9 protein-coding genes and 2 rRNA genes are annotated in these 12138 nt (G+C 58.3%); 6 read left to right on the top strand and 5 right to left on the bottom strand.

Annotated elements, in window-relative coordinates:
* Nucleotides 1–6: 6 nt before the first annotated feature.
* The 5 genes from mlaD to murA are packed head-to-tail and all read left to right on the top strand — an operon-like array spanning nt 7 to nt 2949.
* Nucleotides 7–507 (top strand): outer membrane lipid asymmetry maintenance protein MlaD, encoded by a 501-nt coding sequence (gene mlaD / locus ABNP46_RS02015; RefSeq protein ID WP_349920766.1) that lies wholly within the window; start codon nt 7–9, stop codon nt 505–507.
* A gap of 2 nt (nt 508–509) precedes the next feature.
* A complete protein-coding gene (gene mlaC, locus ABNP46_RS02010) occupies nt 510–1148 on the top strand; it encodes a phospholipid-binding protein MlaC (protein ID WP_349920765.1) in 639 nt (212 codons plus the stop codon).
* Nucleotides 1145–1417, top strand: a complete 273-nt coding sequence (locus tag ABNP46_RS02005; protein ID WP_349920764.1) for an STAS domain-containing protein — start codon at nt 1145–1147, stop codon at nt 1415–1417. The genes mlaC and ABNP46_RS02005 overlap by 4 nt, the downstream gene beginning before the upstream one ends.
* A complete protein-coding gene (gene ibaG / locus ABNP46_RS02000) occupies nt 1417–1674 on the top strand; it encodes a BolA family iron metabolism protein IbaG (RefSeq protein ID WP_005306001.1) in 258 nt (85 codons plus the stop codon). Before ABNP46_RS02005 ends, ibaG begins: the two co-directional genes overlap by 1 nt.
* Before the next feature lie 18 nt (nt 1675–1692).
* A complete protein-coding gene (gene murA, locus ABNP46_RS01995; protein ID WP_349920763.1) occupies nt 1693–2949 on the top strand; it encodes a UDP-N-acetylglucosamine 1-carboxyvinyltransferase in 1257 nt (418 codons plus the stop codon).
* Nucleotides 2950–3035: 86 nt separating this feature from the next.
* Here the strand turns inward: murA and pmbA are convergent, their stop codons facing one another.
* Nucleotides 3036–4379 carry a metalloprotease PmbA gene (gene pmbA / locus ABNP46_RS01990; protein ID WP_349920762.1) on the bottom strand — a complete coding sequence of 448 codons (1344 nt, stop codon included), beginning with the start codon at nt 4377–4379 and terminating at the stop codon, nt 3036–3038.
* 112 nt (nt 4380–4491) lie between these two features.
* On the opposite strand from pmbA, the gene yjgA reads away from it, so the two are divergent.
* Nucleotides 4492–5016 (top strand): ribosome biogenesis factor YjgA, encoded by a 525-nt coding sequence (gene yjgA / locus ABNP46_RS01985; RefSeq protein WP_349920761.1) that lies wholly within the window; start codon nt 4492–4494, stop codon nt 5014–5016.
* A gap of 92 nt (nt 5017–5108) precedes the next feature.
* Here yjgA and ABNP46_RS01980 read toward each other — a convergent pair whose 3' ends face one another.
* From ABNP46_RS01980 to ABNP46_RS01965, 4 genes are all read right to left on the bottom strand, one after another.
* Nucleotides 5109–8192: a transglycosylase domain-containing protein gene (locus ABNP46_RS01980; RefSeq protein ID WP_349920760.1), complete on the bottom strand. Its 3084-nt coding sequence runs from the start codon at nt 8190–8192 to the stop codon at nt 5109–5111.
* Between the two features lie 213 nt (nt 8193–8405).
* The gene (gene tmaR, locus ABNP46_RS01975; RefSeq protein ID WP_349920759.1) at nt 8406–8723 is read right to left on the bottom strand and encodes a PTS system regulator TmaR; all 318 of its coding nucleotides are present in this window, start codon (nt 8721–8723) and stop codon (nt 8406–8408) included.
* Nucleotides 8724–8994: 271 nt separating this feature from the next.
* Nucleotides 8995–9109 (bottom strand): 5S ribosomal RNA (gene rrf / locus ABNP46_RS01970).
* A 119-nt stretch (nt 9110–9228) separates the two neighbouring features.
* A 23S ribosomal RNA gene (locus tag ABNP46_RS01965) occupies nt 9229–12117 on the bottom strand.
* Nucleotides 12118–12138: the final 21 nt, after the last annotated feature.

The raw sequence follows: 12138 nt of genomic DNA, 5'->3' as shown, positions 1-12138 counted from the left end.
GTAAAGATGAAGTTCAGCAAAGTAGAATTCCTGGTTGGCGCCTTCATGCTGGCTGGCATCGCAGCCATTCTGGCATTGGCCCTGCAAGTGGCGGGTTTGAGTTTCAAACCGGAAGGAGAGACCTATACCCTGCGCGCCCATTTCGATAATATCGGCGGCCTGAAAGTACGCTCGCCGGTCAAGGTCGGCGGTGTCGTCGTCGGCCGGGTCAGCAGCATCGAGCTGGATGCCAAGACCCAGGTGCCCGTCGTCTCCCTGCTGATGCAAAAAGAGGCCGGTGAGTTTGCCGATACCAGCACCCTCTCCATCCTGACTTCCGGCCTGCTCGGCGAGCAGTACATCGGCCTGGCACCGGGGTTCAGCGATGAAGACATGGGCACCAGCATGCTCAAGGATGGCGACATGATCGCAGACACCAAATCAGCCATAGTGCTGGAAGATCTGATTGGCAAATTCCTCTACAGCCAGTCGTCTCCGGCCACCAATCCGCCTGCAAGCAAGGAGTAACCATGTTCAAGAAGATCGCCCTGTTGCTGGGCCTGATGACCAGCATGCTGTTTTCCGTGACCACTCAGGCCGCAGGGGCCAATGCCACGGATCCTTACGCCCTGGTGGATCAAGCCGCCAAGCAGACCTTTGCCCGTCTCAAGGCCGATCAGGCTCAGATCAAGAGCAACCCGGACCACCTGAGGGTCATCATCCGCGAGGAGCTGCTGCCCTACGTGGACAACCGCTTCGCCGCCTACAAGGTGCTCGGCAACCAGATCAAGGAGACCACTCCGGCCCAGCGTGATGCCTTCGTCGAGGTGTTCACCGAATACATGGTGAGTTCCTACGCCGATGCCCTCGCCCACTTCGACAAGCAGACCGTCAAGGTGCAGCCGGGCAAGGCCGTGGGTGACAGCAACATCACCGCCGTCAACGTCAGCGTGACCGAGGCCGGCAAGCCGGATATCTTCCTCGAGTTCAAGCTGCGCAAGAACAACAAGACCGGCGAGTGGAAGGCCTTTGACATGGTCGCCGAAGGGATCAGCCTGCTCTCTGCCAAGCAGAACGAGCTCGGTGGCCTCATTCGCCAGAACGGCATCGATGCGGTGATCGCCCAGTTGCGCGAACACAACGCCAAGCCGCTGGTCATCAAGTCATGACGCTCGCGGGCGAGCTGCAGGCCCCACAGGTGATTGCCCTGTGGCAGCGCCGTGCCGAGTGGTGGCAGGAAGATACGCTCGCCCTCGACGAGATCACCACCCTGGACTCCGCCGGACTCGCGCTCCTGGTCAAATGGGCCAAGGCCGTGCTGGCCCGGGGTGCTACACCGACACTGGTGGGCGCCTCCGACGATTTCTTTACCTTGGCCAACCTGTACGGGGTGGCCAATTTGTTTCAATCAACCCCGCTCACAACTGAGGACGCATAATGCAAGTCTCTGAAATTGAAGCGATACTCCTTGAGGCCTTGCCATTGTCCGAAGTCCATGTCAAAGGGGACGGTAGTCACTATCAGGTGATCGCCGTCGGTGACATGTTTGACGGCATGAGCCGGGTCAAGAAGCAGCAGGCCATCTATGCCCCGCTGATGGACAAGATCGCCAGCAACGCCATCCACGCTCTCTCCATCAAGGCTTTTACCGATGCCGAATGGAAACGCGAACGTAAATTCCTATTGCCCTCCTGATTTGGTAACGAAGTAAAAATGGACAAATTCAAGATCACCGGCCCCTGCACCCTTTCCGGTGAAGTGACCATCTCCGGCGCCAAGAACGCCGCCCTGCCGATCCTGTTCGCCACCCTGCTGTGTGATGAGGAGATCCAGCTCTCCAACGTACCGCGCCTCAAAGACGTGGGCACCACCCTCAAGCTGCTGGAGATGCTGGGTGCCAGCACCAAGGTCAACGGCAACGTGACCGTGCTGACCGGTGCCGTGAACAACCACGTCGCTCCCTACGAGCTGGTGAAGACCATGCGCGCCTCCATCCTGGCGCTGGGTCCGCTGGCGGCCCGCTTCGGGGCGGCCGATGTCTCCCTGCCCGGTGGCTGCGCCATCGGTGCCCGTCCGGTCAATCTGCACGTCCACGGCCTGGAGCTGATGGGCGCCAAGATCGCCATCGAGGATGGTTATATCAAGGCCCGCGTCGATGGTCGCCTCAAGGGTGCCCATATCCTGATGGACATGATCTCCGTCACCGGCACCGAGAACCTGATGATGGCCGCCACCCTGGCAGATGGCCGCACCGTGATCGAGAACGCCGCCCGTGAACCGGAAGTCGTGGATCTGGCCAACTTCCTCAACGCGCTCGGAGCTAACATTCAGGGCGCGGGTACCGACACCCTGACCATCGACGGGGTCGAGCGTCTGCACGGCGGCAGCTACAGCGTGCAGCCCGATCGTATCGAAACCGGTACCTTCCTGGTGGGCGCCGCCGTCACCGGTGGCAAGATCACCTGCCGCAAGACGGATCCTGCCCTGCTGGAAGCCGTCCTGGTCAAACTGGAAGAGGCAGGCGCCCTGATCGAGAAAGGCGAAGACTGGATCAGCCTGGATATGATCGGCCGTACCCTCAAGCCGGTCACCATCAAGACGGCCCCCTACCCGGCCTTCCCGACCGACATGCAGGCCCAGTTCACCGTGCTGAACGCGGTCGCCAAGGGCACCGGCATGGTCACCGAGACCATCTTCGAGAACCGCTTCATGCATGTGCCGGAACTGGTGCGTATGGGCGCCGACATCGAGCTGCAGGGCAATGTCGCCATCTGCCGCGACACCGAGCAGCTCAAGGGTGCCCAGGTGATGGCCACCGATCTGCGCGCCTCCGCCAGCCTGGTACTGGCCGGCTTCGTCGCAGAAGGCACCACCATGGTCGAGCGCATCTATCACATCGACCGTGGCTATGAAGACATCGAGCACAAGCTGCAAGGCCTGAGTGGTCGCATCGAGCGCATCAAGGAGTAAGCTCGACTCCTGGCTCGGAACATAGAAAAGGCCCCCTCACAAGAGGGGGCCTTTTTCATCGCATCGGCTTGGGGCTGAAAGGGAGATCAGTGGCCCGCCAGCTTCATCTGCTCGACCAGCACGGAGCCGGTTCGCAGGCTGGAGCGCTCATCCACGTCGGTCCCCACCGCCACCATGGAGCGGAACATATCGGCCAGATTGCCGGCGATGGTGATCTCTTCTACCGGATAGGCTATCTCACCATTTTCCACCCAGAAACCGGCGGCTCCGCGGGAGTAGTCACCGTTGACGATATTGACGCCCTGCCCCATCAGCTCGGTCACCAGCAGGCCGGTGCCCATCTCCCTGAGCATGCCCTGGAAGTCCTGCCCCGTGTTCGACACCTGCCAGTTGTGGATGCCACCGGCATGGCCCGTGGTGGTCAGCCCCAGCTTGCGGGCCGAGTAGGAGGTGAGCAGCCAGCTCATCAGGCGGCCGTCACGGACGATGTCCATGTCTGTGGTACGCACCCCCTCCCCGTCGAACGGCGTGCTAGCCAAGCCTCCCAGCAGATGCGGGAACTCCTGGATGTTGAGCCACTGTGGCAGCACCTGCTCACCGAGCTTGTCCAGCAGGAAGCTCGACTTGCGATAGAGGTTGCCGCCGCTGATGGCCATCACCAGATGGCCCCAGAGGCCGGCGGCGGTATCGGGGTGGAACAGCACGGGCGCCTGACGGGTGCTGATCTTGCGGGCACCGAGGCGAGAGAGGGTGCGCTCCACCGCCTCGTCGGCGATGCGCTGGGGGCTCCAGAGCCCCTCCAGGGTACGACTGGAGGAGTAGCCGTAGTCCCGCTGCATGTCGCCATCCTGCTCGCCGATCAACACGCAGCTCAGGGAGTTGCGGGACGCCGCATAGCCTTTGACGAAACCGTGGCTGTTGCCATAGACCTTGACCCCCAGATGGCTGGAGAAGCTGCCACCGTCGGAGTGTTTGATGCGGGCATCGCGCCCCAGCGCCAGCCGCTCGCACTCGATGGCCAGCTCTATGCCCTGTTGCGGATCCAGCAAGGTCGGATGGCACAGTTGCAGATCCGGGGCGTCCCAGGCCAGCAGTTCCGCATCGGCGAGGCCGGCACAGTCATCGGGGGAGGTGTGACGGGCAATCTCCATCGCCGCCTCGACGGCGGCACGAATGGCGGCCTTGCCGAGATCCGTGGTGGACGAAGAGCCCTTGCAGCCATCCCGATAGACAGCGATACCGAGCGCTCCATCCTTGTTGAATTCGATGCTTTCCAGCTCGCAGCCCCGGGTATTCACCGACAGACCGGTCTGCTTGCTGATGGATACTTCGGCAAGCCCGGCACCCAGCCCTTTGGCGATCTCCAGTGCCTCGGCCACCACGGCCTCAAGGTGGGCTTGATCCTGGCGAATTTGATCTAGCTGGTCCATAACTCACATCTGTATGAAGAAAGGAAAGGGGCTAAGCATATCAGACCCCTGCGCCCAGCGGGAGAAGCTGGTAACATATCCACCAACGTGAATGACAGGAATCAAGAGACCGATGAGTCAGTATCAAGACGACAACGAACTGGACGATTGGGGTCCCAGCAAGAGCCAGCTCAAGCGCGATGCCGAAGCGTTGCAGAAGATGGGGGAAGAGATCGTCTCCCTGAGCCACAGCGAGCTGGAGAAGCTCCCGCTGGACGAAGAACTGGCAGAAGCCGTCGAACTGGGTCGCAAACTCAAACCCAAGAAGGATGAATCCTTCCGCCGCCACCTGCAGTTCATCGGCCGACTGATGCGCAGCCGGGACATCGAGCCCATCGCCGAGGCGCTCACCATCATCAAGATGCGTCACTCTACCGTGAATGCCCGCCTGCACCGGCTGGAACAGTGGCGCGAGCGGCTGATCAACGAGGGAGACAGTGCCCTCAACGAGCTGATGGCCCAGTTCCACGATCTGGATCGCCAGAAGCTTCGCCAGCTTATCCGCACCGCCAACAAGGAGCGGGAGCTGAACAAGCCGCCGGTGGCCTTCCGCGAGATGTACCAGTACCTGCGCGGCGAGATCGAAGATCAGCTGTGAGTGATGACTCATCTGCGCCGACCCGGAGTCGTCGCCGACTGATAAAAAACGGGGCCAAGCTGGCCCCGTTCTTTATCTTCTGAATGCAGGCATCAGCTGCCAGCCATACACTGGGTATGGGTCCCTGGCTGCAGATAGGGCATCAGCAGCGGTGCCATCCCCTTGAGCACCTGCACCGGCAGCGCCGAGGTGAAGCGGAACTTGTCGGACTGGCTGCCCGGCACGTAGGCCGTCAGGGTGCCGAAGTGATCGCCACCGATGTAGAACACGAAGGTGGCAGTACGGTTACGGGCCAGGGAGCTGGTCACGTTGCCATAGCGGCCCACCGTTTCTATCCGGTTATCCCCGGTTCCCGTCTTGCCCCCCATCGGCAGTATGGTGCCGTCTGGCAGGGCAAAGGCGCCGGCGATGCGTCGTGCCGTGCCCCCTTCAACGACTTTCGACAGGGCATTGCGCAGGGCATTCGCCACCTCGGGCGCCATCACCCGGGTACCCTGCACGTTGGCCGGTTCGAACACGGTGGCAAAGGGGGTATCCTTGGCAAACGACAGGTACTCGATGCGTTGGGTCGGTGCCCTCAGCCCGCCATTCTGGATGATCCCCATAAGCTCGGCCAGGGCCGCCGGTCGGTCACCCGAGCTGCCGAGGGCAGTCGCCAGCGACGGCACCAGATGATCGAACGGATAACCCAGCCTGGCCCAGCGTTGATGAATGTCGAGGAAAGCCTCGACCTCCAGCATGGTACGGATCCGGGTATCCCGGGCGCTGCGATGGCGGGTCTTGAACAGCCAGCTGTAGACCTCCTGGCGTTCGTCGCGACTGGCCGCCACCGCGTCGGCAAAGGTCGCCTTGTCGAACTCCTTGAGGTAGGAGAGCAGCCACAGTTCCAGCGGGTGTACCCGCGCGATATAGCCCTGATCCGGCAGTGAATACTTACCTGGCCCATAGCTGGTATAGAGCTGTTCTATCCGTTTGTCCGTCAATTTCTCCCGCGGCAGTCGCTTGGCAAGGAAGGCCGCAAAGTCTGTCTGGGAGGCTTCCGGCATTAGATAGCGATGGACGGCTGCGAGACGCACCGCGCTGGGCTTCAGACCATCCAGGAAGGTATCGAGCCGCTCATCGGGAGTCTTGCCCTGATACTTGCGCCAGAAGCGCAGCAGATAGGTCTGCCCTTCCTTGTCGGCGAACCGTGCAAGGTATTCGGTACGACGCGGATCCTTGTCATCCTTGAGCAACTGGGCGCGATTGCCTTCCTTGTAGAGGCTGTAGCGCACTATGTCTCGCATCAACCGCACGAAGGGCAGGTTGATGGACTCGCGCAGCGCATCCCGGATGGGGGGAATCCGGCCGTTGTCCTCCTTGCGGAAGTTGTTGAAGGTGTGCATGCCACCGCCGGTGAAGAAGCCTTCATAGGGGCTGGCGGAGTATTTGCGATCCAGCGCCGCCTCCAGCATGACAGGCAGACTCTTGTCCTTGGCGGTCATCAGATAGCCGATGGCCCAGCGGCTGATGTTGTCCTGATTGGAGACTTCTATCTTGCGCAGGTTCTCCGCCGGCATCTCCCCATAGCCGTCGTGCAGCTCGGTGACGATTTCCAGATAGGTGGTCAGCACCCGCAGCTTGGCGGTGGAGCCCAGTTCCAGCTTGCTGCCTTCGTTGATGTCGAACGGCTGATCCGTGTTGTCGGTCTGCACCCGCACCTTGACCCCTTCCGGCGTTTTTTCAAACAGGGTGAAGCTGTACTTCACGTCCCCCGTCTTCTCCGGCGAGAGCAAACGCTCACCAAACAGACCGACCTGAGACGCGAAAGTGGGATCGGCCAGCTGTTGCAGGTAGCGGGAGATCTCGTTTTGCAGCGGCATGTTGAGAGTGGTATCTGCGGTCAGATCCATGCGATCCAGATCGTAGAGCTGTACCCCGAGTTGACGGCTGAGACGGGTACGCGCTACCTGCAGCCCCTTGTTGTTGTTGACCCGCGTGATCGCCGGTGCCAGCAGGAAGTCCCGGAATCCCAGCTTGGCCTTGAGTGCCGATTCCATCAGCGCAGGCGTAATCATCCCCTCCTGCACAAACAGACGCAGGTAGCTATCCGTCAGGGTCGACAGCGCCTCTCGTCCTTGTGCCAGATAGTAAGAAGGGCGGCGGTGAGCAATCATCAGTGAGACGACCTGGCGCAGTGCCAACCCCTGTTCGGTCAGGGTGGCATCCTGATTGCGCTCAGGATCCAGCAGTCTATTGACTTCATCTACATTGGCGCCAAACCAGACCCAGAGCCCGTCCCCCAGACCATGAACCTCGCCGTAGCCCGGCGCAGCGGACAGCGGTACCGAGTTGAGATAAGCCCAGGCGACCAGCTTGCGTGCCTCCAGGGTCTCCGGGCCCAGCCGGTAGGCACGGACGCTCGCAGAGACCATCTGGCGGATCTTCTCGGTCGGGGAAAGGGTCAGCCCATCCGGGGAGTGGCGATACTTCTCGACCTGGGTCGCCAGCGTACTGCCACCGGCTGATTGATCCTGCATGTCCAGCGCCTTGCCGACTTGTGACAGGGCGGCCTTGCCGAAGCGGGGCCAGTCTACCGCCGGGTTGGCCAGCGGCTGCTCATTGCTCAGCAGATCCCGGTTCTCGATGAACAGCAGCGACTGGATCACCAGCGGCGGGATCGAGTTGAAGTCCGGGTAGTAGTGGGTCGGGTACTTGTACTGATAGAAAGGCTCGGCACGACAGTCGTGCAGCGTCAATCCGGCCTGCACCTTCTCGGTATAGGGGACGAAGAAGCCATGGCTGGCATAGTTGTTGAGCTCATCGGAGAAACGGACCTGCTCAGATACCTGATAGCCACGCTGGATGAGCCGCTCCTGGATCATCGGCATCAACACATAGCCGAGCCGCTTGTCGAAGGGGCCGTCATCCGGGAAGATAATCTGCTTGCTGGGACCGGCTTCAAGCTGATAGGTCAGCTTGGCGGCGTAATGAGAGATCTCCTGCGATTGCAGGCGAGAAGTCTTCATCTCATAGCCTACCAAGGCGATGACGACCGCCAGGCACAGCAAGAAGATGAAGCAGAACAGCCAACGCCACCAGGAACGGCGTTTACGCTTTTGTTGCCCGTCCGCATGCGGTACGGATGAATCCCGAGATGCCACTGTCTTCAAATCCGTCTGTTTTGATGCGCCCATATCAGCCCCACCATGGTTGCGCAATTTATTGTATTTCATTCAAGCTTAGTCGTTTCAAGTCAAGGGCTTGAAAACTATTGACCGCTTTGAAGAGATGTTAACAGGGCGATTATGAAAATGGGAGTCGATTGTTTCGGTATGCAGAGAGATCCGAGCTGATGCCCAGATGCAAAACACCGGCTACAAGCCGGTGTTTCGAGAAGGTAAAAACTCTTACTTGCTGGAGCTCATGCCCTTGAGTCTGGTGCTCAGCTCTTTGCGCTCCTTGGAGAGCTCGGCATTCTTGATGATGTGATCATCAACCCGCTCTTCATAATCGGCACGCATGTTGGCGATGATGGCTTGGACATCATCGATGCTCATCCCCGGTTTGATATAGTCACTCAGGTTGTCGAGCAGCAGTACACGTTTCTGGTTGTCACGGATCTTCTTCTCGTTGTCGACGATCTCGCGCTTGAGCTTGTTCTGGCGACGGGACATACGCACATATTCCAACACATCGTTGAAGCTAGACTTGTTTACTTGTTCCATATCGATACCACTGACTGAAGGTGAATGAAAACGGGTCGGGTCGAACTGCACCAGAAGGAAGATGAAAGCATGGTACGGACAGCCCTGAATGCCCCTTACTCTACCGAGTTATGGTGCAGATACAACCCCATCCAGTCCCGCTCGGTACGGTTGTGAGAAAGAAATCAGCAATCCAGCCAGACAGGAGCGGTGAGCAGAAGTGAGAGGGACAGGCATAAATTTCAGTCAATAAAAAAGCCCGCTCAGATGAGCGGGCTTCTTCAAATTAGGTGCCTGGCAGTGTCCTACTCTCGCATGGCGAATGCCACACTACCATCGGCGCTACCGCGTTTCACTTCTGAGTTCGGCATGGGATCAGGTGGTTCCACGGCGCTATGGCCGCCAGGCAAATTCTTAATCTAGAAAGCTGACGTGAATAACGATGTCGCTCTTGGCTCGTCGCTATCACTGAATTTGAGTAGTTCATGCACTTGCTACAAGGCCCAGAACACTTCTTGGGTGTTGTATGGTTAAGCCTCACGGGTAATTAGTATGGGTTAGCTCAACACGTCGCCGCGCTTACACACCCCACCTATCAACGTTGTGGTCTCCAACGGCCCTTTAGGACCCTCAAGGGGTCAGGGATGACTCATCTCAGGGCTCGCTTCCCGCTTAGATGCTTTCAGCGGTTATCGATTCCGAACTTAGCTACCGGGCAGTGCCACTGGCGTGACAACCCGAACACCAGAGGTTCGTTCACTCCGGTCCTCTCGTACTAGGAGCAACTCCCTTCAATCATCCAACGCCCACGGCAGATAGGGACCGAACTGTCTCACGACGTTCTGAACCCAGCTCGCGTACCACTTTAAATGGCGAACAGCCATACCCTTGGGACCGACTTCAGCCCCAGGATGTGATGAGCCGACATCGAGGTGCCAAACACCGCCGTCGATATGAACTCTTGGGCGGTATCAGCCTGTTATCCCCGGAGTACCTTTTATCCGTTGAGCGATGGCCCTTCCATTCAGAACCACCGGATCACTATGACCTACTTTCGTACCTGCTCGACCTGTCCGTCTCGCAGTTAAGCTGGCTTATGCCATTGCACTAACCTCCTGATGTCCGACCAGGATTAGCCAACCTTCGTGCTCCTCCGTTACTCTTTGGGAGGAGACCGCCCCAGTCAAACTACCCACCAGGCACTGTCCGCGAGCCCGATTCAGGGCCCTGCGTTAGAACATCAAACATACAAGGGTGGTATTTCAAGGACGGCTCCACGACAACTGGCGTCATCGCTTCAAAGCCTCCCACCTATCCTACACATGTAGGTTCAATGTTCAGTGCCAAGCTGTAGTAAAGGTTCACGGGGTCTTTCCGTCTAGCCGCGGGTACACCGCATCTTCACGGCGAATTCGATTTCACTGAGTCTCGGGTGGAGACAGCATGGCCATGGTTACACCATTCGTGCAGGTCGGAACTTACCCGACAAGGAATTTCGCTACCTTAGGACCGTTATAGTTACGGCCGCCGTTTACCGGGGCTTCGATCAAGAGCTTCGCTTGCGCTAACCCCATCAATTAACCTTCCGGCACCGGGCAGGTGTCACACCCTATACGTCCACTTTCGTGTTTGCAGAGTGCTGTGTTTTTGATAAACAGTCCCAGCCATCTGGTCACTGCGACTCCCGACAGCTCCATCCGCAAGGGACTTCACCATCAAGAGCGAACCTTCTCCCGAAGTTACGGTTCTATTTTGCCTAGTTCCTTCACCCGAGTTCTCTCAAGCGCCTTGGTATTCTCTACCCGACCACCTGTGTCGGTTTGGGGTACGATGACTTGTAATCTGAAGCTTAGAGGCTTTTCCTGGAAGCAGGGCATCAATGGCTTCCGCACCGTAGTGCGTTCGTCTCGTGTCTCAGTGTTGTGTCTCCGGATTTGCCTAGAAACACCACCTACGCACTTTCACCAGGACAACCGTCGCCTGGCCCACCTAGCCTTCTCCGTCCCCCCATCGCAATTACAAGTCGTGCAGGAATATTAACCTGCTTCCCATCGATTACGCCTTTCGGCCTCACCTTAGGGGTCGACTCACCCTGCCCCGATTAACGTTGGACAGGAACCCTTGGTCTTCCGGCGAGGAGGCTTTTCACCCCCTTTATCGTTACTTACGTCAGCATTCGCACTTCTGATATCTCCAGCATACCTCTCGATACACCTTCGCAGACTTACAGAACGCTCCCCTACCACTCACGCTTAGCGTGAATCCGCGGCTTCGGTGCCTGGTTTGAGCCCCGTTACATCTTCCGCGCAGGCCGACTCGACTAGTGAGCTATTACGCTTTCTTTAAATGATGGCTGCTTCTAAGCCAACATCCTAGCTGTCTGAGCCTTCCCACATCGTTTCCCACTTAACCAGAACTTTGGGACCTTAGCCGGCGGTCTGGGTTGTTTCCCTCTTCACGACGGACGTTAGCACCCGCCGTGTGTCTCCCGGATATTACTTACTGGTATTCGGAGTTTGCATGGGGTTGGTAAGTCGGGATGACCCCCTAGCCCAAACAGTGCTCTACCCCCAGTAGTATTCGTCCGAGGCGCTACCTAAATAGCTTTCGGGGAGAACCAGCTATCTCCGAGTTTGATTGGCCTTTCACCCCCAGCCACAGGTCATCCCCTAACTTTGCAACGTTAGTGGGTTCGGTCCTCCAGTTGATGTTACTCAACCTTCAACCTGCCCATGGCTAGATCACCCGGTTTCGGGTCTACACCTTGCAACTAGACGCCCAGTTAAGACTCGGTTTCCCTACGGCTCCCCTATACGGTTAACCTCGCTACAAAATGTAAGTCGCTGACCCATTATACAAAAGGTACGCAGTCACCCCGAAGGGCTCCCACTGCTTGTACGTACACGGTTTCAGGTTCTATTTCACTCCCCTCACAGGGGTTCTTTTCGCCTTTCCCTCACGGTACTGGTTCACTATCGGTCAGTCAGGAGTATTTAGCCTTGGAGGATGGTCCCCCCATGTTCAGACAGGATGTCACGTGTCCCGCCCTACTCGATTTCACATCAAGGTTGTTTTCGTGTACGGGGCTATCACCCTGTATCGCCGGCCTTTCCAGGACCGTTCCACTAACTTCCAAGATGCTTAAGGGCTAATCCCCGTTCGCTCGCCGCTACTGAGGGAATCTCGGTTGATTTCTTTTCCTCGGGGTACTTAGATGTTTCAGTTCTCCCGGTTCGCCTCCGTTAGCTATGTATTCACTAACGGATACCCAGCTTATGCTGGGTGGGTTTCCCCATTCGGAAATCTGTGAGTAATAGCGTCTCTTACCGACTTCTCACAGCTTATCGCAGGTTAGTACGTCCTTCATCGCCTCTGACTGCCAAGGCATCCACCATGTACGCTTAGTCACTTAACCATACAACCCCAAGAAGTGTCG

The sequence above is a fragment of the Aeromonas veronii genome, assembly GCF_040215105.1.
Taxonomy (GTDB): Bacteria; Pseudomonadota; Gammaproteobacteria; order Enterobacterales; family Aeromonadaceae; genus Aeromonas; species Aeromonas veronii_G.
The sequence above is the reverse complement of the archived record's forward strand: the minus strand, read 5'-3'. Positions and strand labels throughout refer to the sequence as shown.